Source organism: Pontibacter amylolyticus, assembly GCF_014638845.1.
Classification (GTDB): Bacteria; Bacteroidota; Bacteroidia; order Cytophagales; family Hymenobacteraceae; genus Pontibacter; species Pontibacter amylolyticus.
Genome location: NZ_BMFP01000008.1, coordinates 38,552 through 61,448, shown reverse-complemented (window position 1 = coordinate 61,448; position 22,897 = coordinate 38,552). Strand labels below are relative to the sequence as shown.

General features: G+C 50.6%; 25 protein-coding genes and 1 pseudogene. 13 read left to right on the top strand and 13 right to left on the bottom strand.

Annotated elements, in window-relative coordinates; all coding sequences use genetic code 11:
- Positions 1-183 precede the first annotated feature (183 nt).
- The 3 genes from rnc to IEV97_RS17845 all read right to left on the bottom strand — a co-directional run bounded on the left by rnc (position 184) and on the right by IEV97_RS17845 (position 2,480).
- Positions 184-861: a ribonuclease III gene (gene rnc / locus IEV97_RS17855; protein ID WP_229734023.1), complete on the bottom strand. Its 678-nt coding sequence runs from the start codon at positions 859-861 to the stop codon at positions 184-186.
- Between the two features lie 66 nt (positions 862-927).
- Positions 928-2,181 carry a beta-ketoacyl-ACP synthase II gene (gene fabF, locus IEV97_RS17850; RefSeq protein ID WP_188502856.1) on the bottom strand — a complete coding sequence of 418 codons (1,254 nt, stop codon included), beginning with the start codon at positions 2,179-2,181 and terminating at the stop codon, positions 928-930.
- Between the two features lie 62 nt (positions 2,182-2,243).
- The gene (locus IEV97_RS17845; RefSeq protein ID WP_007659745.1) at positions 2,244-2,480 is read right to left on the bottom strand and encodes an acyl carrier protein; all 237 of its coding nucleotides are present in this window, start codon (positions 2,478-2,480) and stop codon (positions 2,244-2,246) included.
- Between the two features lie 159 nt (positions 2,481-2,639).
- Between IEV97_RS17845 and IEV97_RS17840 the strand changes: the two genes are divergently transcribed.
- Positions 2,640-3,071, top strand: a complete 432-nt coding sequence (locus IEV97_RS17840) for an IPExxxVDY family protein (protein ID WP_188502855.1) — start codon at positions 2,640-2,642, stop codon at positions 3,069-3,071.
- Positions 3,072-3,074: 3 nt separating this feature from the next.
- On the top strand, positions 3,075-4,502 hold the full coding sequence (gene pyk, locus IEV97_RS17835) for a pyruvate kinase (protein ID WP_188502854.1): 1,428 nt from the start codon (positions 3,075-3,077) through the stop codon (positions 4,500-4,502).
- A 1,069-nt stretch (positions 4,503-5,571) separates the two neighbouring features.
- On the opposite strand, the gene rpsT is transcribed toward pyk, so the two are convergent.
- Positions 5,572-5,832 (bottom strand): 30S ribosomal protein S20, encoded by a 261-nt coding sequence (gene rpsT, locus IEV97_RS17830; protein WP_188502853.1) that lies wholly within the window; start codon positions 5,830-5,832, stop codon positions 5,572-5,574.
- 192 nt (positions 5,833-6,024) lie between these two features.
- Here rpsT and IEV97_RS17825 point away from each other — a divergent pair, with 192 nt between their 5' ends.
- Positions 6,025-6,237: a hypothetical protein gene (locus IEV97_RS17825; protein ID WP_188502852.1), complete on the top strand. Its 213-nt coding sequence runs from the start codon at positions 6,025-6,027 to the stop codon at positions 6,235-6,237.
- Between the two features lie 8 nt (positions 6,238-6,245).
- On the opposite strand, the gene IEV97_RS17820 is transcribed toward IEV97_RS17825, so the two are convergent.
- Positions 6,246-6,623, bottom strand: coding sequence for a hypothetical protein (locus tag IEV97_RS17820; RefSeq protein ID WP_229734022.1), 378 nt, complete (start codon positions 6,621-6,623; stop codon positions 6,246-6,248).
- Between the two features lie 154 nt (positions 6,624-6,777).
- Positions 6,778-7,143: a hypothetical protein gene (locus IEV97_RS17815; RefSeq protein ID WP_188502850.1), complete on the bottom strand. Its 366-nt coding sequence runs from the start codon at positions 7,141-7,143 to the stop codon at positions 6,778-6,780.
- Between the two features lie 122 nt (positions 7,144-7,265).
- Between IEV97_RS17815 and IEV97_RS17810 the strand changes: the two genes are divergently transcribed.
- Positions 7,266-8,219 (top strand): YheT family hydrolase, encoded by a 954-nt coding sequence (locus IEV97_RS17810; protein WP_188502849.1) that lies wholly within the window; start codon positions 7,266-7,268, stop codon positions 8,217-8,219.
- A gap of 12 nt (positions 8,220-8,231) precedes the next feature.
- Here IEV97_RS17810 and IEV97_RS17805 read toward each other — a convergent pair.
- From IEV97_RS17805 to IEV97_RS17785, 5 genes and pseudogenes are all read right to left on the bottom strand, one after another.
- Positions 8,232-8,779 (bottom strand): annotated as a pseudogene (locus IEV97_RS17805) (DUF4269 domain-containing protein).
- Between the two features lie 9 nt (positions 8,780-8,788).
- The gene (gene rsmG, locus IEV97_RS17800; protein ID WP_188502848.1) at positions 8,789-9,421 is read right to left on the bottom strand and encodes a 16S rRNA (guanine(527)-N(7))-methyltransferase RsmG; all 633 of its coding nucleotides are present in this window, start codon (positions 9,419-9,421) and stop codon (positions 8,789-8,791) included.
- Positions 9,422-9,539: 118 nt separating this feature from the next.
- Complete coding sequence (locus tag IEV97_RS17795) at positions 9,540-9,758, bottom strand: hypothetical protein (protein WP_188502847.1); 219 nt, start codon at positions 9,756-9,758, stop codon at positions 9,540-9,542.
- 242 nt (positions 9,759-10,000) lie between these two features.
- Positions 10,001-10,609, bottom strand: coding sequence for an RNA polymerase sigma factor (locus IEV97_RS17790; RefSeq protein WP_007659731.1), 609 nt, complete (start codon positions 10,607-10,609; stop codon positions 10,001-10,003).
- A complete protein-coding gene (locus IEV97_RS17785) occupies positions 10,600-11,703 on the bottom strand; it encodes a glycosyltransferase (protein WP_188502846.1) in 1,104 nt (367 codons plus the stop codon). Before IEV97_RS17785 ends, IEV97_RS17790 begins: the two co-directional genes overlap by 10 nt.
- A gap of 275 nt (positions 11,704-11,978) precedes the next feature.
- Between IEV97_RS17785 and tgt the strand changes: the two genes are divergently transcribed.
- The 3 genes from tgt (at position 11,979) to IEV97_RS17770 (ending at position 15,253) form a co-directional block, all read left to right on the top strand.
- Positions 11,979-13,109, top strand: a complete 1,131-nt coding sequence (gene tgt / locus IEV97_RS17780) for a tRNA guanosine(34) transglycosylase Tgt (RefSeq protein ID WP_188502845.1) — start codon at positions 11,979-11,981, stop codon at positions 13,107-13,109.
- Positions 13,110-13,235: 126 nt separating this feature from the next.
- A complete protein-coding gene (locus IEV97_RS17775; protein WP_188502844.1) occupies positions 13,236-14,312 on the top strand; it encodes an LptF/LptG family permease in 1,077 nt (358 codons plus the stop codon).
- Positions 14,312-15,253 (top strand): DMT family transporter, encoded by a 942-nt coding sequence (locus IEV97_RS17770; protein ID WP_188502843.1) that lies wholly within the window; start codon positions 14,312-14,314, stop codon positions 15,251-15,253. Before IEV97_RS17775 ends, IEV97_RS17770 begins: the two co-directional genes overlap by 1 nt.
- Here the strand turns inward: IEV97_RS17770 and ispE are convergent.
- Together ispE and IEV97_RS17760 are read right to left on the bottom strand one after the other, a co-directional pair.
- Positions 15,209-16,015 carry a 4-(cytidine 5'-diphospho)-2-C-methyl-D-erythritol kinase gene (ispE, locus tag IEV97_RS17765; protein WP_188502842.1) on the bottom strand — a complete coding sequence of 269 codons (807 nt, stop codon included), beginning with the start codon at positions 16,013-16,015 and terminating at the stop codon, positions 15,209-15,211. The two genes, IEV97_RS17770 and ispE, sit on opposite strands and share 45 nt — an antisense overlap.
- 213 nt (positions 16,016-16,228) lie before the next feature.
- Complete coding sequence (locus IEV97_RS17760; protein WP_188502841.1) at positions 16,229-17,362, bottom strand: trans-sulfuration enzyme family protein; 1,134 nt, start codon at positions 17,360-17,362, stop codon at positions 16,229-16,231.
- A 145-nt stretch (positions 17,363-17,507) separates the two neighbouring features.
- On the opposite strand from IEV97_RS17760, the gene IEV97_RS17755 reads away from it, so the two are divergent.
- The 6 genes from IEV97_RS17755 (at position 17,508) to IEV97_RS17730 (ending at position 22,847) form a co-directional block, all read left to right on the top strand.
- Positions 17,508-18,575, top strand: a complete 1,068-nt coding sequence (locus tag IEV97_RS17755; protein ID WP_188502840.1) for a flavin reductase family protein — start codon at positions 17,508-17,510, stop codon at positions 18,573-18,575.
- A gap of 242 nt (positions 18,576-18,817) precedes the next feature.
- Positions 18,818-19,162, top strand: coding sequence for a hypothetical protein (locus tag IEV97_RS17750; RefSeq protein WP_188502839.1), 345 nt, complete (start codon positions 18,818-18,820; stop codon positions 19,160-19,162).
- A gap of 16 nt (positions 19,163-19,178) precedes the next feature.
- Positions 19,179-20,795, top strand: a complete 1,617-nt coding sequence (locus IEV97_RS17745) for a serine hydrolase (RefSeq protein ID WP_188502838.1) — start codon at positions 19,179-19,181, stop codon at positions 20,793-20,795.
- Positions 20,796-20,904: 109 nt separating this feature from the next.
- Positions 20,905-21,444 carry a hypothetical protein gene (locus IEV97_RS17740; protein WP_188502837.1) on the top strand — a complete coding sequence of 180 codons (540 nt, stop codon included), beginning with the start codon at positions 20,905-20,907 and terminating at the stop codon, positions 21,442-21,444.
- Positions 21,445-21,516: 72 nt separating this feature from the next.
- Positions 21,517-22,242 carry a YqjF family protein gene (locus IEV97_RS17735; protein WP_188502836.1) on the top strand — a complete coding sequence of 242 codons (726 nt, stop codon included), beginning with the start codon at positions 21,517-21,519 and terminating at the stop codon, positions 22,240-22,242.
- A 5-nt stretch (positions 22,243-22,247) separates the two neighbouring features.
- Positions 22,248-22,847, top strand: a complete 600-nt coding sequence (locus tag IEV97_RS17730; RefSeq protein ID WP_188502835.1) for a hypothetical protein — start codon at positions 22,248-22,250, stop codon at positions 22,845-22,847.
- Positions 22,848-22,897 lie beyond the last annotated feature (50 nt).

Here is a 22,897-nt window from a genome sequence, read left to right as displayed (position 1 = left end):
AGGTATAGGCCAGCCATTCAGGTACTGGCCAGTCGCAGTGCCAAACCAGAAAGCAGACGATAAGAACTGAAAGGGATGAAAAGATGAATAGCTGCTGTTTGAATGACAGCGGCTTCTCTAAAATTGAGATTGGGAAGGCAGGCGGAACAGGTATGAGCTAACTCGCGCTAGCAGAAAAGAGCCTTAGCTGATGTTGAGTACATCCAATGCCTTCTCAGCAGCAGCCTGGTCGGCTTTCTTCTTGGAGAGGCCCACACCGACGGCTACCGGTTTGTCATTCAGGTAGATCTCGCACGTAAACTCTGTGGTGTTGCCCTGGTTCTTGCGGTTCACGATCTCAAAGCGGATATCGGCATTCTGGCTTTGCGCCCACTCAATGAGCTTGCTCTTGAAGTTAGAGGTGGTGTTGACCAGCTTGTGCAGGTCTACGTGCGGCTTGATCAGCTTGCCCAGGATGAACTGACGTGTGGTCGTATACCCTTTGTCCAGGTAGATGGCACCCACCAATGCTTCCAGCGCATTGCCGTGCACCGACTTATGCCGGGCGCTCTGTCCGCCTGAGGTATCGACCTTGACCAGCAGATTCAGGCCGATCTTGATGGCGATATGATTGAGTGACTCCCGGTTTACGATCCGTGAGCGCATCTCTGTCATAAAGCCCTCATCTTCGTAGGGGAATTTCTTGAAAAGCAGTTCCGCCACCACCGTTCCAAGCACCGCATCACCCAAAAACTCGAGTCGCTCATTGGTGTCGTGCTTGCTGGCCAGGTTCTGACGCGCAAAGGACGTGTGTGTGAGCGCCAGTTTGTACAGGCGTATGTTATCGGGAGTAGTGCCAATAATACCGGAAATGGCGCGCACTATTTCTCTATCCTTGGTAAACAGGCTGTGATAGAAGCGCCGTACTGGTTTTATTGGACCAAACACCTAGTCGATAAATTGACGGAATAAAACGGAAGTGTTGTGTCCACCAAAGCCGAACGTATTGCTCAACGCTACTTTCACTTCGCGCTCCTGCGCTTTGTTGAAGGTAAAGTTAAGGCCAGCGTCAAAGCTTTCATCATCTGTGAAGTGGTTGATCGTTGGCGGTACCACACTGTTCTTGATCGCCATGATGGCAGCAATTGCCTCTATCGCACCCGCCGCGCCCAACAGGTGACCCGTCATGGACTTGGTAGAGCTGATGTTGAGCTTGTACGCGTGGTCACCAAACACAGTCTGGATAGCTTTCACCTCACTGATGTCTCCGAGCGGCGTGGATGTGCCGTGCACGTTGATGTAGTCGACCTCCTCCGGCTTGATGTTGGCATCGCGCAGCACGTTCTTCATCACGTTGAGTGCGCCCATACCTTCCGGATGCGGGGCTGTGATGTGGTAAGCGTCTGCAGACATGCCGCCACCGATTACCTCGGCGTAGATCTTAGCGCCACGGGCCTTGGCATGCTCATACTCTTCCAGGATAAGGGCGCCTGCACCTTCACCCAACACAAAACCATCGCGGTCTTTGTCGAATGGGCGGGAAGCCGTCTCCGGAGAGTCGTTGCGCTCTGAAAGGGCTTTCAGGGCGTTGAAGCCTCCTATACCTGCTTCGGTCACAGCCGCCTCTGAACCACCGGTCACCACCACATCGGCCATACCCAGACGGATATAGTTGAAAGAGTCGATGATGGCATTGGTAGCAGATGCACAGGCAGAAACCGTTACGAAGTTAGGTCCACGGAAGCCGTACTTAATAGAAATGTGACCGGCACTGATGTCCGCGATCATCTTCGGAATGAAGAACGGGTTGAATCGCGGGGTACCGTCACCGTTGGCAAAGTTTACGCACTCCTCCTGAAAAGTGCGCAGACCGCCAATACCAGATCCCCAGATCACGCCTACGCGGTCGGGGTCATAGTTCCCTTCCACCAGGTTCGCGTCCTGAACCGCCTCTTCAGCCACCACCATGGCGAACTGAGAGAACAGGTCCATCTTACGCGCTTCCTTACGGTCGAAGTATTTTTCAGGATCATATCCCTTTACTTCACAGGCAAACTGGGTCTTAAACTTACTCGCATCAAAGCGTGTAATAGGCGCAGCTCCACTCACACCATTGGCCAGCCCGTTCCAGTATTCTGCAACGTTGTTTCCAAGTGGGGTGAGTGCGCCAAGCCCTGTAACTACAACTCTCTTAAGCTCCATAAGCTGCTAGTAGAGGATAGATAGGTAAAAATTACTTAATACAAAAAGGTAATGGGGTTATATTACTTTGCGTGCTCTTCCAGGTAGCTGATCGCCTGACCTACAGTGGCAATGTTTTCAGCCTGGTCATCTGGAATAGATACGTTGAATTCTTTTTCGAATTCCATGATAAGCTCTACTGTATCCAGTGAATCAGCGCCAAGGTCATTTGTGAAGCTAGCTTCTGGAGTAACTTCTGACTCTTCAACACCAAGCTTATCGATGATGATAGCCTTTACTTTTTCTGCGATTTCTGACATTTTTTCTTATAGTTTATTAAAACACTGTGCAAAGAAATGTAATTAGGCAGACAATGTCAAAAAAAATTGCTGTATTCGCTAAGTGATAAAAGTTTTTGCCTTAAAGGTCGTTTTCCGTTGCCATGTTTATAAATTTGCAATTACGCCGTTTGGTAGCCCATGAAAACACTGCACCTGGACATTGAATATGATTTCAGCTTCGCCCTTTTCGGTGTGGTTGCCTCATGCCGTGACTACAAAATGGCCTGGTCGCTTAACCGTCTTCTGGGGCTCAACCTCACCCGCCAGCGGGACCTGTGCTACGAGACGACAGACCGGCACAAGATGTACATTTCCCATTTTGAGCACAACGACCTGCACAGTACCGTGCGTCTGTTCCGAAACAAAGCGTTGGGAACCCTCACCGCTAAAATGCCTTTCTTGCTGCCCGATGTGAAAGAGTATGACTACATTCTGCAAATAACAGGGGCGCTGCAGCAGTACCTTCATCCGCAGGAGTTGCTGAACAGACTCCAGAGCCTGCCCCTGATCCAATACACGAAACAATTTGATCCACTTACCCTTAAGTACAAGGAACACTTACTATTCTGAATTATGAAGATAATCTTCAACAAGACCAAAGTACTGGCAACTGTTGGCCCTGCCAGCAATACCTTTGACCGTTTGCTAGCATTGATGCAGGAAGGCGTAGACGCTTTCCGCCTGAACTTTTCACATGGAGAGCATGAAGAACATTTGCAGGTAATAGAGCATATCCGCGAATTGAACCGCCGCTTCAATACCAACGTCTGTATCGTGCAGGATTTGCAGGGTCCTAAGATCCGCATTGGTGAGGTTGAAAACGGTGGTGTAGAAATAAAAGAGGGCCAGCGCGTGGTCATGCGCTGCGACGGCTCCGTGAGCAACCACGAACACCTGGCCACCAACTACACCGAGCTTGCCAGAGACGTAAACCCGGGTGACACCATCCTGCTGGACGACGGCAAACTGGAGCTGAAGGTAATCTCTACCGACAAAGACAAAATAGTGGAAGCCGAGGTAAAATATGGCGGCGTGGTGAAGCCTCGCAAGGGCATAAACCTCCCGGACTCCATCGTTTCAGCCCCATCCCTTACCGAAAAGGACCTGCGTGACCTGCACTTCGGCCTGGACCACAACGTAGAGTGGGTAGCCCTCTCGTTTGTGCGCCGCGTGGAGGACATCCGTGATATCAAGCGCATCATCAAAGAGCGCGGCAAGGACACGCGCGTGATCGCCAAGATCGAGAAGCCGGAGGCTATCCGCAACATCGATGCTATTATTGCAGAGTCTGACGCCCTGATGGTGGCACGCGGTGACCTGGGCGTGGAAACAGGTATGGAGCGTGTGCCGATGCTGCAGAAAATGATTGTGGAGAAGTGCAACAAGGCCGCCAAACCGGTGATCATCGCGACTCAGATGATGGAGAGCATGATCGTGAACCCGAAGCCGACCCGTGCTGAAACCAACGACGTAGCTAACGCCGTGATTGACGGTGCCGACACCCTGATGCTGAGTGCTGAGACAGCGGTGGGCGCTTATCCGGTTGAGACGATCCGCTCGATGAACTTAACCATCAGTGAGGTGGAGCGCCAGGCCGATATCTTCAACAAGACATACATCCTGAACCCGCACTCTGACACGTTCTACAACGACAGTCTGGTAGCCAACGCTTGCAACCTTGCCCGCGACACCAACGCCCGTGCCGTGATCGGCATGACCAAGTCAGGGTATACGGCCTTCCAACTGGCGAAGTACCGCACCAAAGCCGACATATTCATTTTCACAGAGAACGAGCGCCTGCTCACTACCCTGAACCTGGTATGGGGCATCCGCGGCTTCTACTACGACAAGTTCGAGTCAACGGACGCCACCATTGAAGACATCAAGCAGATGCTCCTCAAATCCGGTTACCTGAACAAAGGCGATGTGTTCATCAACACGGCGAGTATGCCGATATACGAGCAGAAGCGCACGAATATGATCAAGCTGAGTATCGCTTAGAATAAGGAATGTTTGATTTTCAGGATCCTGAGGTTGTGTAACGGCCTCAGGATTTTTTTTAATACGAATCTATACCTGAGGTTACTCGTGTGATTGGATGCAAAGGGGGCTTCGCCTGGCCAAGGGGTTGTATGCCCCATGGCGCGAGCGTCCACGCTCGTGTCTTATATGGTTGGGCCTCTGGCCTAGGTATAGATATAGCTTACTTTGTTTCGTAGCGACTGCTGTTGCAGGTATAGCAACGAGTATTGTTTTATAGCTTCGCCTGTGCGGCGGGCACTCACTTTTTTCCTTGATGGGGGTAGGGGCCCTCGATAAAGAAAAAAGTAAGCAAAAAAATCAAGACGATTTTAAACTCGCTGACCGCTCAAACACAAAATCGTCATCGGTGCACCTGGCCAGTGCACTTCGTTTCATAGCCAGCGGGGCAAATAAGTCTTCCTATACCTGCCAGTGGACTGTGTGGTGTGTAGCAGAGGAAAATACAGCGCTTAAACCTGTCAATGGCAGATACAGGCTCCCCTCCTCTGATAAGGAGGGGCTGGGTGTTAAGATGAACCTAAACATTTTAGGCCTTCCAAATGGGAATGACCGAAGATCCCCTCTCGGGAGGGGCAGGGGTGGGTATAATCAGAGGGAGCACCGAACTCCAAAATCCACAAAGCTTATACCTATGAAGTGGGTAACTTATACCTATGAAGTGGGTAACAGCAGTAAAGTCCCCCTTTGAAGGGGGCAGGGGGATGACAATAGCGCATAGTCCTTCCCTTTCCGGCAAGATCAAAATATACCTATAGTCATTGCCACTCACCGCTTCAACCAAGATCCTTCCAGGATGACAAAAGCGAAAACTGAGAGCTCTCATGCCTCCCAGCGTAAATTTCACTAATTACGAAATCAGCTAAACAGCTAATCATCCTATGTCCATCAGCGACACACCAAGGATGGCATCAAAAAAACAAAAAAAGCTGTTTGAAGGCAACTTCAGCGCCTTCAAACAGCTCTAACAGAAAACACAAAAAGCCTTACACTACCGTGTAAGGCTTCGGAATGGTATTCCAGCAAATAACTAGGCTGCAGCCAGGCCGTTAACGAACTTAGCCAGTTTCGACTTGTTGTTAGCAGCTTTGTTTTTGTGGATGATGTTTTTCTTTGCCAGACGGTCAAGCATCGAAGAAACTGTCTTGTACAGTTCTTGCGCCTCGGTTTGGTCAGTTGTGCTTTTCAGCTTTTTGATGAAAGTACGAGTAGTTTTCGCCTGATATCTGTTACGAAGACGTTTCGCGTCGTTAGATCTGATTCTCTTTAATGCCGACTTGTGATTAGCCATGTTATTTTATACTAATTAAAATTTCGTTGCGTATCCTGAATGAGTTTGCAAAGATATATTCTTTGAAATTAAATTCCAAAACCTCCCCGCTATAAAAAAGCCTGGACAGGGATTTATTGCAGTCCCGGGATTATTCCGGCGCAATGCTTCACCTATGCTGGGCCAAAATTACACTTAATTAGCCTGAAAACCATGGCTGCCCCGCGTTTCTTTCTGCAGGCTGCCTGTATGCCTCCTCTTTTCGCCTGCTTCAGCGACAAAGAGGAAGGCCAGAGCACGTTATCGCCTGAAAAACCCAAGCCCTACGGAACCGGCTATACCTGCCACCTTGCTCAGCATACCCTAAAACGAAAAGAGCCTGAGTCCACAGCGTTCGCCGCAGCCCCAGGCTTGATCTTCAACTAAAACTTTGCTTAGTTGTTTTTTCGGTCTACGTCCACATCAACGTCTACATCACCGATACGCTTCTGTACTTTGTCTTCTGTACGTTTCCAGCTGTCTTTTACTTCCTGCCACTCACGCTTGGCTTCATCGTCCCAGGTATCGCTTTTGGCGTCAAGCTCAGCTTCGCGGCGGTTGTATTCAGCTTTCATCTCACGCCACTCTTCCTCTGTAGCTGTTTCAGCGCGTGAAGACTGATCGTTCACCCATGCCGAGAATTCATCATATTCATGCTCGGCTTCTACACTGGTTTCGTTCGCTTCTACTTGTGCTTCATCTATCTCACTGTTCGTTTCAGTGCGGGTTTCAGAGTTACAGGCAAAGGTAAATGCACTAACTGTTAGTGCCATACCTAGCATTTTGAGATTCGATTTTATATTCATCTTATAATTATCATTAGTTATACTGCCTTATACGCATGCTGACGGTACTTGGAATTGTAATATTCAAAGCAAAACATATAAATGTATAGCATTTTTCTATATAGAGTTCTATAAATGCCAATTACTCAATGCTATCCTGCGCTGTGTCGAACTCCATTTCTCCTTCTGTTGCCCTGAAGCGGGCGCCAGACCGGCCGACTGTCTCCTGCCACTTGGCCTGCACCTTCTCCCATTCTGCTTTGGTCTGATCGTCCCAGTCGGCACTGCGCTTTTCTACTTCGGTGGCTTTGCGGTTGTACTCCGCCTCCATCTCGTTCCACTCTTCTTCGGTGGCAGTTTCGGCGCGTCTGCTGTTCTCATCTACCCAGGTCGAAAATTCCTCTACCTCGTTATTGGCGCTATGTCGAGTTTCGGAGGTACAGGCTGTAACAGAAGTTACCAAGAGGCAAACCAGCGTCCACGATTTGATATGTTCAATAAACTTCATTGTCTTATGTTGTGTTGGTTATTCAAAGAGTACGTCAAAAGCCGGCCACTGATGTAGCGACAAATATAGAAAGGCTGTAATTTTGACTTTTTCGTATTAATTACAAAATACCCTTATACCTGATGCCGATCTTAACGTCCCAGCACAAGCCTCCTTTTTACCTCTTCAACGGGCATATCCAGACGATTGTGCCGAGTTTGTTCCGGCAGGTTGAAGGTGTAAGCTACTACCGCGAGCGGCTCACCACCCCGGACGATGATTTCATAGACGCCGACTGGTCGCGCGTTCATTCCCGATCGCTGGCCGTCCTCTCCCATGGGCTGGAGGGCGACTCGCACCGGCCCTATATTATGGGGATGGTGAAGGCGTTGAACGAACATGGCATAGACGCGCTGGCCTGGAACTACCGCAGTTGCAGCGGCGAGCCCAACAAGCTCCTCCGCTCCTACCATCTGGGCGCCTCCGACGACCTCGACTTTGTAGTACGCCACGCCCTGGACCGCGGAAACTACGAAACCATATACCTGATCGGTTTTAGTGCCGGCGGAAACATCAGTTTGAAGTATCTTGGAGAAGACCCGGAACAGGTGCCATCTGAAGTGAAACGGGCGTCTGTTTTTTCAGTGCCCATCGATTTGAAGAGCTCGGCGAAACGCATTTCCAAAATCTATACCCAGCGCTTCCTAAAGACGCTCGGCCAGAAACTGGAGCAGAAAAAAGAGATGTACCCGGATGCCCTGGATCTCAGCAACTACAGCCTGTTCTGGTCTTTTCCGGAGTTCGACGACAAGTATACGGCCCCGCTGCACGGCTTCGAAAATGCGGACGATTACTACAAACGCTCCAGCAGCAAGCAATTTCTGAAGCACATCCAAGTGCCAACGCTGCTGGTGAATGCCCAGAACGACCCGTTCTTAACGAAATCCTGCTTCCCTTTCGAGGAGGCAGACGAGAACCCATACCTATACCTGGAGACACCTGAAGGAGGCGGCCACGTGGGCTTTGCAGAAGACTTCCGGAACAACGTCTATTACTCCGAAGCGAGAGCTGTGCAGTTTCTGCTGGATGGTGAGTAACCGATTCAGCTATTATGAACTAAACAGCTCTTGTTCCAGGAGCAGAAGCACCTCGTATGAGTTCCCTTTCAGCCCGAGCAATTGCGCAAAGGCGGGCTCCGTTTTATACCCCTGCAGCTTCAACTGTACAACTTGCTGTTTGAACTTGTCCCCATGCTGAAGCAAGAGCTTGTGTTCTATAAGCATGTGCCTGTAAGCTGCCTGCCTATGGGAAGGAACTGGCTGCCGAAGAGTTCTACGGTAAAACTCTCCGCTTGAAAAGCAGCGATAACAGTGGGATGCCCCCCTTTGACTTTCTCTCTTAGAGTGAAGAAGGGATAAGCACTAAAGTGCTGCGAGACAGACTTTATGAAGTTGTCCTTATCGGTCCAGTAGCAAACAATGTCGAGGTCGCTCTGTGCTATGTCTATGTCAAGAGGAATGGTGCCCGCTAAAAGAGGCTGATACGGCGCCAGCTTTTCCAGTACCTTGTGCGTAGTTAAAACCCGGTAAGCCTCCTGCTGCCGCTCACTCCCATTCTGCAGGTAATCCAGCTTGCTAAAGTCCTTTATCTCTCTCAAATTTTCAGCTTAGGGCATCGGCACCACCACCACTTTCTTCGTTTCAAAGAACTCTTCTGTAAAATAGTCTTTCAGGTCGTATACCTTCGTAATCAGGCCGGACTCTGCTATCTCCTCTTCCAGATCGCCGCCTTTGAGGTAATAGATGCCCTTGTCAGGTATAGCCTCTTTCTTGAAACTGTTCATCACCCAGGGATAGAAGTTGGCCAGACGGGTAACGGCGCGGCTTACCACAAAGTCGAACTTTTCGCGTACCTGCTCGGCGCGGGTGTGGGAGGCCGTTACGTTCTGCAGGTGCAGCTCGCGGGCAATCTCCTGCACCACGTGTATTTTCTTACCAATCGAGTCCACCAGGTGAAACCTCACCTCCGGAAACATGACGGCCAGGGGCAAGCCAGGTAGTCCGCCACCAGTGCCTACATCCAGCACGTGCGCCTGCGCCGGAAACTGGATCACTTTGGCTATACCTAGCGAGTGTAGGATGTGGTGCTCCCCGATGTGCTCCATGTCCTTGCGCGAAATCACGTTGATTTTCTCATTCCACTCCCGGTACAGCTCGGCCATGCGCTCATATTTATCGAGCTGATCCTCGGTGAGCTCCGGAAAATAACCTGACAAAAGTATGCGGATGGAGATGGACATGGTTGAGTTAGAAAGTTAGAAAGTTTAGGAATTTAGGAGTTTGAGAGTTTAGGAGTTAGAAGGTTGAAAAAATTGAACATAGATACTTCACTCTTTACCTTTCTAACTTTTTACCTCTCTAACTTAAAACGAGGTATAGTATACCTGCCAGAACAGCTACCACCACCACTACGGCAAGGGCCATAAAGAGGTCGAAAAGGAGCACCAGACCGGCGTTGCGGTATTGGCCTTCATACTTACGGTGCAGCTCCTGTTGGGCTTCTTCTGTGCCTCTGTGGCGTAGGTATAAATGCAACTTGCCCATTCGTACCAAAATAGCTTCGCTCAGGTTTCGCATCGTCTGTTATGGCAAGGTATAGGGTTCTTCTTTTAGTGCCCTGCTGTAACTTCAGGCACTGCAAAAGTATGAAATAAGTCCGGAAATCGGCTCAAAAATAGAGCCCCCGCCGCACAAGGCAACAGGGGCTCTAAAAACGTAATCAAAATTTTTTAAAGGTTAAATTGTTTAATGGTTAAATGATTGGTTCGCAGAATAATTCGTATTTGTGCACAACAATTTAACCTTCAACAATTTAGCAATTAAATCAAATGCTTCTTATTCTTCACCATGTCATAGAGCAACTCGCGGGCGCGGTGCAGCTGGGCTTTCACGGTGCCGAGTGGGGCGTTTAGCTCGGTGGCGATCTCTTCGTACGACAGTTCGTTGAAGTAACGCAGTGTTACGAGGCGCTGGTACTTCTCTGGCAGCTTGGCTACCACGTACTGCATGATCTCGATCTTCTGGTTCTTGATCGCCTCTTCCTGCGGGTTCAGGTTCTTGTCTTTGAAGTCGATCGTGATCTCATCGCCGTTGTCTATCTTGATGGCCGAGTCGATGCTCATCGTCTTGATGCGGTTCTTGCGGATGAAGTCGATGCAGTTGTTGGTGGCGATACGGAACAGCCAGGTACTAAAGGCGTACTCGGGGTTGAATTTATGCAGGTTGCGAAAAGCCTTGGCAAAAGCCTCTATGGTGAGGTCCTCAGCATCGTCGGCGTTGCGCACCATTTTGAGTACCACATGGTATACCGGCTTCTTGTATATGCTCATCAACTCAGCATAAGCTTTCTCATCGTTTTCTTCAACAGCCGCCTGTATCAGTTTGAAATCGTGCTTCGCTTTTGCGGAGAATTGTTTGTTTACTTCCATCTGATTCGTTTGTTCAATACTACGGAAACCCCAAGGAGCAGGTAACTAAAAAAATAGGCAATATCGAGCAGTGGCAACAACGGCAAAGAAACGTCCTCGTCTAGTCTGCGTGCCGCACTCAAATAGACCGGAAACACCACCAGGTAGCGAATCCCGATCAGAGCGGCCAATATAGTCAAATGGCTATTTAGAACAAGAAGAATAATTACCAGGGTGTAAAAAAGAATGTTGGATGAAATAAAAGTCCCTATCCTTCCTCTGTCTGCCGCATTGTACTGCCTGCCGGCGGCCATATGCCTCCTTTTTTGTATCAGCCACTCCCGAAACTTCTTTTTGGGAATACTGACTGTTTGCCCTTCCTTGCTGATAACAATGCTTGCTTTACTATTGTTGACGGCATCTCTGACAAATAGGTCATCGTCGCCGCCAGTAGTCTTGATATGAGATGCAAACCCCTTGTTTCTAAAGAAACATGACTTAGTATACGATAAGTTTCGGCCGACGCCCATGTAAGCGTGTCCTTTGTTTGCATGAGACAGATACTGAATTGCGGTCAGTAAGGTTTCATACCTGATCAGATGATTTAAGAATCCCCCCATCTTCTTATAAGGCGAGTAACCGATAACCAGGTCAGCACCAGCATGATAGCCACTTTGCATTTTTTCAATCCAGCGCTCGCTGCAGGGGCGGCAGTCCGCATCGGTGAACAGCATGTGTTCGTACTTGGCGGCGCGTATACCCAGGGCCAGTGCGTATTTCTTCGGATTGAGGTACTCCGGGGTCTTTTTGATCGTGACCACCCGGAAGTTCGGGAACTGGCGCTCGAGCTCATACACGTAGAATTCGGTATCATCGTCAGAGCGATCGTTCACCAGGATGATCTCAAACTCGGGGTACTGCTGGTCGAGCAGCATGGGGAGCAGCTCAAACAGGTTGTCCTGCTCATTGTGCGCCGCCACGATCACCGACACAGGCCGCAGGGTGTCCGGCTCCGGGTCCTTATACCTGCTCAGCGGCAGGAAGTAAAACAAAGCATAGTATAGCTGCACCAGCACGCAAAAAGCCAGCACCGCCAGGAGTATAACTGAAATCAAATTATTTAATTGTTGAGTTGTTGATGGTTAAATTGCTGAAAGCACAATATACCAGGCCGCACATACCGCTCACAACCTATCTAACAATCAAAAATAGGTATAATTAAGCCATTTACGAACATCTTCATCATTTAATAATTGTTTATGTTTTGTGGGTACGCGCGATGTATCTTTGCAGATTATTTCGATAACCATTTAGCAAAAACCGGCAGTCCCCAGGCTGCTCAACCAGTTGGCTTGCTTCTTGTAGCATAGTGCGCTGACAATCACATACCATGCAGTTTTCATTAGTAGCAAAAGATATACAGTCAAAAGCCCGTGCCGGGGTGGTGGAGACAGCGCATGGCGCCATCGAAACCCCGATCTTCATGCCCGTGGGTACGGCAGGCACCGTGAAGGCCGTGCACCAGCGCGAGCTCAAAGACGACATCAAGGCCGAGATCATACTGGGCAACACGTACCACCTATACCTGCGTCCGGGCCTGAAAATATTGGAGCAGGCCGGTGGCTTGCATAAATTCAACGGCTGGGATCGCCCGATCCTAACCGACAGCGGCGGCTACCAGGTGTTCTCGCTGGCCGGTACGCGCAAGATCAAGGAAGAAGGCGTGAAGTTCAAGTCGCACATCGACGGATCCGCCCTCGATTTCACGCCGGAGAACGTGATGGACACCCAGCGCACCATCGGGGCTGACATCATCATGGCCTTTGACGAGTGCACCCCCTACCCTTGCGACTATACCTACGCCAAGAACTCGATGGAGCGCACGCACCGCTGGTTGCAGCGCTGCGTCGACCGTTTCGACTCTACCGAACCGAAGTACGGTTACGACCAGACGCTCTTCCCGATCGTGCAGGGCAGTACCTACAAGGACCTGCGGGTGCAGTCGGCCGAGACCATCGCCAGCTTTGGCCGCGAGGGCAACGCCATCGGCGGACTCTCGGTGGGCGAGCCGGCCGAAATGATGTATGAGATGACCGAAGTGGTGTGCGACATCCTGCCGGCCGACAAGCCGCGCTACCTGATGGGCGTGGGCACGCCGGCCAACATTCTGGAGAACATCGCGCTGGGCGTAGATATGTTCGACTGCGTACTGCCGACCCGTAACGCCCGTAACGGCATGCTGTTCACGACGCAGGGCATCGTCAACATCCGCAACCTGAAGTGGGCCACCGACCACAGCCCGATCGATGCGGAACTAGGTGGCTATGTGAGCACGTTCTACAGCAAGGCTTACCTTCGCCACCTGGTACACAGCGGTGAATACCTGGCCGGACAGATCGCCAGCGTGCATAACCTGACCTTCTACCTCTGGCTGGTCAAGCAGGCCCGCCAGCACATCATCGCCGGCACTTTCCGCGACTGGAAAGACGTGATGGTGAAGAAACTAATGACAAGGCTTTAAATTAGAAAGTTGGGAAGTTAGAAAGTTGAAAAGTTGTTTTCTGTTAAGAACTTATAATTTTCGAGCTTTGACTTAACTGACTTTCTAATTTTTTAACTTTTTAATTCTCTAACTTAAGACATCGTCTTGAAGCTAATTGACAAATACATCCTGAAGAAGTTCCTGACCACGTATGTGTTCACGGTGCTGATCATGGTCTCGGTGATTCTGGTGATTGACTTCACTGAGAAGAACGACGACTTCATCAAGCACAGTGTGCCCATTTCAGAGATCATCTTCGATTACTACATCCACCTGATCCCGTTCTACGCGAACATGCTGAGCCCGATCACGGTGTTCATCGCGACGGTGTTTGTAACCTCCAAAATGGCCTCGCATACAGAGATTGTGGCTATCTTGAGTGGTGGCGTTAGCTTCAAGCGTTTCCTGGTGCCATACCTGATCGGTGCGACAATTATTGGTGCTTTGATCTTTGGGCTCATCGGTTGGGTGATCCCGAACTCGAACAAAGAGAGTGTGGCCTTTCAGGTGAAGTATGTGAAAAGCCCGTTTACCTACGACAGCCGCAACATTCACCTCAAAATAGCGCCCGACACCTATGTGTACATGGAGAGCTACAACAACACGGCGCACGTCGGGTATAACTTTGCTATTGAGGAAATAAAGGGCACTAATCTGAGCAAGAAATTGACGGCCAGCAGCGTGCAGTGGAACCCCGATAGGCAAAAGTGGAGCGTTGACCGCTATACCCTGCGCACCTTCGACGGCGAGAACGAAAGCATCTACCACGGCGGCGCGCTGGACACGACGCTCAACATGCTGCCCAAAGACTTCGAGAGTACTTACAAGCTGGAGCAGACCATGACGCTGCCGGAGCTCAACCGCTTTATCAACGAGAAAATTGACCGGGGCGCTGACGATATCGAAACCTACCTGATCGAGAAATACGAACGCTACAGCTATCCCTTTGCCATCATCATCCTGACGGTGATCGGGGTGATCGTGAGTGCCCGCAAGGCACGGGGCGGCGTAGGTATGCAGATCGCGCTGGGCTTCTTCCTGGCCTTTGTTTTCATTATCTTCGTGATCACGAGTCGGAGTCTGGCCCAGGTAGGTGACCTTGACCCGATGTATGCAGCCTGGGTGCCGAGTGTTATTTTCACAGGTATAGGCTTCCTGCTTTACCGTTATATTCCCCGCTAATGCCGCGTCTCAAGGATTTTATCGAGCTCCATTTCATTATCTTGCTATGGGGCTTCACCGCCATATTGGGCAAACTGATCACGATTCCGGCAGTAGAATTGGTATTCCTCCGCACGCTCATCGCGGCTTTGGCACTGGGCGTCATCATTTACCGGCGCAAGACGCAGTTCTGGCTGGGACGCACCAACATGTTCATCATCATGGGGGTTGGGCTGATGATCTCCGCGCACTGGATCATGTTCTTTGCCTCGGCCCGCATCTCTTCGGTTTCGCTGTGCCTGGTAGGTATGGCCACCTGCAGTTTGTGGACAGCCCTGCTCGAACCAGCCTTCACCAGCAAAAAACTAAGATTCCACGAGATCCTGCTGGGCGTTATTATTCTGCTAGGCCTGTACATTATTTTCCAGGCCGAAACAGAGTTTGACAACATGCTGGGCATTGGTATGGCGGTAGGCTCTGCGCTGCTGGGCGCGATTTTTACGATCATCAATGCCCGTCTGGCCAAGAAGCATCCTTCCACCACCATCACAGCTTACGAAATGGCAGGGGCCTGCATCGGTACAGTGCTCTTTTTCCCGATTTATGCCGAACTGTTTACGGAGACGGGTACGCTGAGCTTTGCCATGAACGGCCTGGACTGGGTATACCTGCTGGTTCTGGCGCTGGTGTGTACGGTGTATGCCTACACTGCTTCCGTTAAGCTGATGCAGAAAATATCGGCCTACACCATGAACCTGACCGTGAACATGGAGCCGATTTATGGCATCCTGCTGGCCTGGTTGATCTTCAACGAGAATGAGCAGATGACCTCGAATTTCTACATCGGAGCCGCCATCATCCTGTTCAGCGTGTTCATCCACCCGGTGTTGGACACCTACAGCGAGCGTCGCAAAAAGCTAAAGGAGGCCTTCCCAGAGAAGGTAGTGGCCGGGAAAGATTAGGTTTTCAGGCTCTGTTTTGAAAAGGCCGTACACGGCAGATCCTGAGCCGGTCATGGAGGCATAGTCGGCGCCAGCGCTGTAAAGTTGCTCCTTTATACCTGCCAGCTCCGGATAGCGCGGGAAAAGCGCTTCTTCAAAGTCATTCCGGAGCACCTCTTTCCATACCTGCACATCCTGCTTCAGGTACATCTCTATGCCACAGCTTGGTTTTTTAGGCACGATGTTGCCATAGGCTTCGGCTGTGGTGATATGGATGCCCGGGTAAACAATCACACAGGTATAGCCACTCAGGTCCAGCTCCACGGGTTTGAACACATCCCCTTTTTCTACTGCAATAACGGGTTTATTCCGGATAAAGAAAGCGCAGTCGCTGCCAAGTTGGCGGGCGTATCCCTCAAGCTGGTCTTCGCTAAGGTTAAGCTCGAACAGACTGTTGAGTTGCTTCAGGGCAAAAGCGGCATCGGCAGAACCGCCTCCCAGCCCCGCTCCCATCGGAATGACCTTGTGCAGGTGCATGTGCACGGGCGGCAGCTGGAAGTCCTGCTGCAGCAAACGATAGGCCTTCAGGCAGAGATTGTTATCCAGGTTGCCGGGCACGGGCAGTCCACTCATCGTGAACGCTTCCGCATCAGCTGGTACAATTTCCAGCGCATCGCACCAGAGCACCGGGTAAAAGCACGACTCCAGGTTATGGAATCCGTCCGGACGCTTCTCCGTCACCAGCAGTCCCAGGTTTATTTTAGCATTCGGAAAATCCAGCATAGGTATGGTGTTTAGCAGGGTATTGAATCTCGTATCACGACACACGTATCAAGTAGCATGACTTTTCTTTTTGACAAAAGACTATTAGACAAAGGACGAAAGACTTAATCGTATCATCATACGGCTTCAGAAAACGAATACCGTTACTGACGAAGGTATAGCCCCATCCTTTTCTAATTCGCTCCATCTCTCATTCACTCCATCACTCAATCACTAAACTTTCGCCAGCGCCTGCTTCAAATCGGCCAGCAGTTCTTCGGTTTCCTCTATACCTACCGACAGACGGATCAGGCCGAGGGTGATGCCGAGTTTCTGCTGTTGCGCTGGGCTCAGGCTGCGGTGCGAGGTGCGGAGCGGGTGCGAAATGGAAGTGCTCACGCCTGCCAAGGATGGGGCAAACGGGATCTGCTGCAGGGCCTGCATAAAGGCGTTTACCGTTTCCGGCGCATCGTCTTTCAGTTTAAAGGACAGCATACCGCCGAACATACCTTGCCCCTGCTCCTTGGCCAACTGGTGCTGCGGATGCTGGGCCAAACCCGGGTACCATACCTGCTTCACGTGGGGGTGCTGTTCCAGCATTTCAGCCAGCGCCTGCGCGTTGGTGCAGTGCTGGCGCATGCGCAGTTTCAAGGTTTTAAGTCCGCGGGCTGCCAGCCAGCTCTCAAAAGGGCTTAGGTTGAGGCCGTAGGTGCGCATGATCTGCTTGCTCCGGCTGCTGTCTTCCGGTGTTCCGGCCACCACCACACCGGCTGTCACATCGCTGTGGCCCGACAGGTATTTTGTCACGCTATGGATGACTATATCAGCACCCAATGCAAGTGGTTTGGTGATGACAGGCGACGCGAAGGTATTGTCCACCACGAGCTTTATACCTGTGCGCTTCGTCTCTGCTGCCAGTCGCTTCAGGTCCACCACCTGCAGCAGCGGATTGCTCATCGTTTCGGCTAGCAGCAGCTTGGTGTTGGGCTGCACAAACTCTTTTAAGGTATAGAGCGTGTCGCTCGGCACATAACTCACCGCTATACCCATACGGGTCAGCTCCTGCGAGAGCAAGGCCGCTGACCCGCCGTAGATTTCCTCGGCGCAGAGCACGTGGTCGCCGGACTGGCAATACGTCAGCACCGCCGTCAGAATAGCCGACATGCCCGACGAAGTGGCCACAGCCCCGGCACCGCCTTCCAGTTTGTTCACCTCCTCGGCCAACTCATCCGAATTGGGGTTGCCGTAGCGGGTGTACATGTACTTTTGGTCCGGTTGCTCGAAGTAGAGCTCCAGGTCGTTCAGGTCTTCGAAGGTGAATACCGAGGTCTGGTATATGGGCGTGGTTTTCGGATGGATCTGTGCCATGGGCAGGTATAGCGTATTTATCGTTAAATATAGGCAGTATTTGGAAATAGACCGGCAAACCTGCTTATTTTTGAGACAAGGCATTGCACCTGGTTTCACCCCAGGCAGCCTGATTCGTATAGCCAGTAAGTTTCGTAAGCAAAACATGACACACCCTATACCTGACGACAACAGATACTACCGCAGCCTGATCATCCGCCACATACAGGAGGAAATACCCGGCGTAAAGACCTTTGCGCTGGAGCCTGAGGACGGCCAGCCACTTCCCTACAAAGCCGGCCAATACCTGACGCTGGTGCACCACAGCACGCAGGGCGAAGTCCGCCGCTCTTACTCCATCACCTCCTCTCCGGCGCTGCAGGAGCCACTCACGATTGGCGTGAAGCGCATCGAGAACGGCCTTTTCTCCCGCATGCTCATAGACAATGCCCGCGTTGGCGACAAACTGATCACGACCGGGGCTGCTGGTTTGTTCACCTTGCCGGAGGAAGGCACCGTCTATAAACAGATTTTCTTTCTGGCAGCCGGCAGCGGCATCACGCCCATCTTTTCACTGCTCAAAACGCTGCTGCATGCCCGGCCAGAGTTATCTGCTGTGCTCTTCTACAGCAACAGCTATCCGGAGAAGGCTATGTTCTCGGAGCCCCTTCAACAGCTTTCAACTCAATTTCCTGAGAGGATGCACACCGAATTTCTGTACAGCAACTCCCCGGACCTGAGCCGGGCGCGCCTGCACAAAGACCTGCTCCAGCGCTTTATCAGTTCCCTTGCGAAAGTGCCGCACGATGAGCTGCTTTTCTACATCTGCGGTCCTGATAACTACATGCGCCTGATGTCTTTTGCGCTGCGGCAGTACGGCATACCGGAGCCCAACATCCGGAAGGAGATTTTCAACACCGACATCCGCAAACCCGCCAAAGTCATACCTCCTGACACGGCCGCCCACAAGGTTACCCTGCATATCGGTGGCAACACGCAACAGATCGTTTCACGCTACCCCAACAACATCCTCCAGAGTGCCCGCCAGGCAGGGATCGCCATGCCCTACAGCTGCGAAACCGGCAAGTGCGGCAGTTGCCTGGCCCGGGTGCTGAAAGGCAAGGTATGGATGTCGTACAACGAAGTGCTCACCGAGCGGGACATCGAAAATGGCATGGCGCTCACCTGCGTTGGCTTCCCGGTGGGGGGTGATGTGGAGATGGAAATTCTGTAGCTATACCTATCCGAATAACACATCTGCGGGTACACTTTCCTGAGTCCTTCGATATCTCCTAGAAAGTGTGGCATGTTTTATAAACTGAATGTAGATTTTGCTATATTTAGTGAGGCTTAGCTTGTTAGGGTAATGCGTTGCACGAAGCTTCGGTAGCTAAAAAATGCGGAGGCAGCAACAGGCCAGACTCAAGTGGAGTGATAAGCTGTTTTTAAAACAATCCCACTTAACCGCACAACGCAATGAAAACAATAGCCGCCATCGCCGGATTAGTGCTTTTATCCCTGTCAGCACAAGCACAGGATGCAGAGCGTCCACAGCTACGGCTAAAACCGCTTCACAAGAAACTGGACTTGCGTTCTCTGGAGGAAGACTCCTACTCGAGCAAGTTAAACTCGCTTGGGAAGTCAGGCAACAGGTATAGCCTGTTCCCGAAATCATCTGCAAAAAGCGCTGCTCCGGCAGAAGTCATGGCCCCAAGGGCCGCCATGCCTATCCTGAAGCCCGACTCGACCATCCAGTTTTCGATCCTGGCCCTGAAGCCTGATTCCACGATCGCGTTTCCGATGCCGGTCCTGAAACCTTAGCCTATACCTGATACTTATGAAAAAGTCTACTCCCCTCTTGCTCACCCTCACACTGCTTTGGCTGAGCTCCGTTCTTCCGCTTCACGCGCAGTCCATCAGCCCGCAGGAAATCGACCAGGTGGTGGAGCGGGCCATGACGGCCTTTCAGGTGCCAGGTATAGCCGTGGCCGTGGTAAAGGACGGGAAAGTGGTGCACATGAAGGGCTACGGTGTCAACTCGATCAAAACAGGCGAGAAAACCACGGAGCATACCTTGTTCGGTGTGGCTTCCAACACCAAGGCCTTCACGGCGGCATCACTGGGTTTGCTGGTGGAAGAAGGAAAGATCAAGTGGGACGACAAGGTTGTGAAGTACATACCGGAGTTCCGCCTCTACAACGACTACGTGACAGAGGAATTCACGATCCGGGACCTCCTGACCCACCGGAGCGGCCTGGGCTTGGGTGCCGGCGACCTGATGATGTTCCCCGACGGAAACGACTTCACGGTAAACGACCTGATCCGCAACATACAATACCTGAAACCGGTGTCCGATTTCAGGTCAAAGTACGACTATGACAACTTGCTCTACATCGTAGCCGGTGAGGTAGTGGCCCGTGTGACAGGCACCAGCTGGTCAGATTTTACTGAAAAGCGCATGCTGCAGCCACTGGGTATGACACGCAGCGCCGCCAGCTATGAAAGACTCCGGGACTTGACCAACACGACCGAGGCCCATGCTGTGGTAGAGGGCAAATTAAAAGTGATCGACCGCTACAACCTGCCTTTTGGAGCCGCTGCCGGCGGGATCTACACCAGCGTGCACGACCTGAGCAAGTGGCTGCTTATGCTCATGCACGACGGCAGGTATGGCGATGAGCTAAAGCAGCGTCTACTCACGCAACGCGTCATCCGGGAGCAGTGGACGCCGCAAACCATTATACCTTACAACGGTAAAAGCCCCTTCAACACGCACTTCAGGTCCTACGGACTTGGCTGGTTCCTGAGCGATGTGAAGGGTCACAAGGAAGTGAGCCACACAGGCGGACTGCCAGGTATGGTGAGCCAGGTAACCATGCTGCCAGAGCTGAACCTGGGCATCATCGTGCTTACCAACCAGCAAAACGGGCAGGCCTTCCGCTCCATCACCAACACGATCAAGCAGGCCTATCTAGGTATGGAAGCACACGACTGGGTAGCGGAGCTGAAGCAGGAAGAGGACGAATATGTGGCGGAGGCCACCGCCTATACCGACAAGATCTGGGGAGATGTGAACAAAGTGCTGAAAGAGAAGAAATCGAAAGTTGCTTACGATAACTACGTAGGCACTTTCGAAGACAAGTGGTTCGGCCTGGTTGAGATCTACCGGCACAAGAACAAGCTTTACTTCAAATCGCTGCGATCACCCAGGCTGCAGGGCGAAATGCTCTATTACAAAGACAACACCTTCGTGGTCAAGTGGACCGACCGCAGTTTTGAGGCTGATGCCTTCGTCGTATATGTACCGGATCAGCAGGGCAAGTTTTCAGGCATCAACATGAAGGCCGTCTCCCCGCTCACCGACTTCAGCTACGACTTCCATGACCTGGATTTCACCAGAGTGCAGGCTGTGCCGCAAAGCTCAGCTATACCTGCAGGCGGTAGAAAGAAGTAGAGGTCGTAAGTTTAGCTATAGTACCCATAAGCGTATGTTTACGCTTTTGAACAAGTTATAGGGCATTGATAATATTAAAGTGAGACTACTAATATTCATTTTTACAATTTTGTTTATAACGGGTTGTGGTCCACAAGACGATTTTTATACAGTAACAAAGATTGTTGACATCCAAGATACCATTTTTGTAAACAAGCCATTTGATTTTAAGCTGGTTTTGCGAAATGACAGCTTAAACGAAATGAAGTTTACGATTGATGATACAGTTCAAAAATCAGTTTCCTTCAATCTCTTTTTTAGTTGTAATGACCAACTTTTAAGGTCAGACGTTGAAAATCCTAAGAACCTAAAACACGACTATCAGGAATACTTTTTGAAAAAAGGGGATTCTTTAACTTATCGATTTACAGGGCTTTTAAGGCAAGTAAACAATAACTTACAAATGGAAATTGAAGGTTATGAGAGAATCTATAAAATTGAGAACTCACCTTGCGACCGATTAACTATAGATTTTGGCGGTATGTGGATTCCAGGTGACTTCAATCCGTTAGACGCAATGGAAGGATATAATTTTAGAAAAATAATATTTGTTAGCTTGGACACAGCAAAAACAGACCTGTCAAGAAATCAAAAGAAAAACGCCCTATAACCACACCTAAACTTCAGTCTTCAGCCGATGGCCTTGCCCACCGTTTAGCCTAACCGTTCAAACATCAAAACCATGAGTTTCTTAAAAGCCGAATGGCGTAAACTCGCCATTGCAAACTATGAGGTAGATAGCGCCTTGCTAGAAGACTACCTCCCTTACGGCACTGAGCTTGATTTATGGAATAGCAAGTGTTATGTGAGCCTGGTTGGCTTTATGTTTCTGAACACCAAACTGCACAATCTGAAAATACCGTTTCATGTGAACTTCGAAGAAGTGAACCTTCGGTTCTATGTGAAAAGGCTGGAGCATGGTGCATGGAAGCGAGGGGTGGTATTCATAAAGGAGATAGTCCCCAGGCCAGCGCTGACATTTGTGGCCAACACGGTCTACAAAGAGCATTATGAAACACTGCCCATGAAACACAGTTGGAGCGAGACTGCAAACGAAAGGCTGGTGGAATATAGCTGGAAGAAGGCAGACAAGTGGCAGACTTTCCGGGTGCGGGCGAGCAAACAGGCCAGCAAGATACAGCCCGGCAGTGAAACAGAATTCATAACGGAGCATTACTGGGGCTATGCCAAAGTCGGCGCTGCCAAGACCAATGAGTATGAAGTGACCCACCCTCGGTGGGATGCGTACGACGTGATAGATTATGAGATCGAGGTAGATTTCGGAGAGGTATACGGACCTCCATTCAGCTTCCTGAACACGGCAAGCCCAGTTTCAGTCATGCTGGCCGAAGGTTCTGAAATAACGGTTGAAAACAAGAAAACGATCATAGGCACTATACCTGCTTAACCAAAATGGCAATCATTCTTCCCGTCCTGGTTTTCATGCTTCTGCCCCTGGTTTTCATCGGCGTCGGTTACTACTTTGACTACAAGCATGACAAGCGCGACTTTTTGAGTACTTTGAAAAACTTTGCCCGTGAGCTTATAAAATTGGCAGCGGTAACTGCTATCCTTGCATTCAGCGGGAAATTTATCTACCACCTCTTTCCCTTAAATTATGATCACGGTAAAGGCTTCAATGCGACAAGAGCCGAAGCAGGTGTACCTTTACTTGAAGCCGAGTGGAAGTTATCCGAGTCTGCCGGGAGCAGGTATACGCAATGGTGGATGGACTCAACCAACTCAGGCCGGCGCACGCATACCCTCAAAATCATCAACTACAACTTACTCGGGCCAACGCAGGAACTTGACTATTTTAGTAATCCAGGTGCATCATTCAGGCTGGAGTCCCAATACGACTACCGAGCCGACTCCATGAGTTACAGCATTATCAAGCCCAAATCTAATACCTACTTTAATTTTGCTGCGGCCCAACCGCAGCCCACTGAAATTGTCTCACTTATCACAAAGGAAGAGTTCGAACAAATCCTGAGAGAGTGGCAGCTTAAATAAAAATCCCCTTCTGCTCTTATCAAGCAGAAGGGGATTTTTTTATGCTTTAG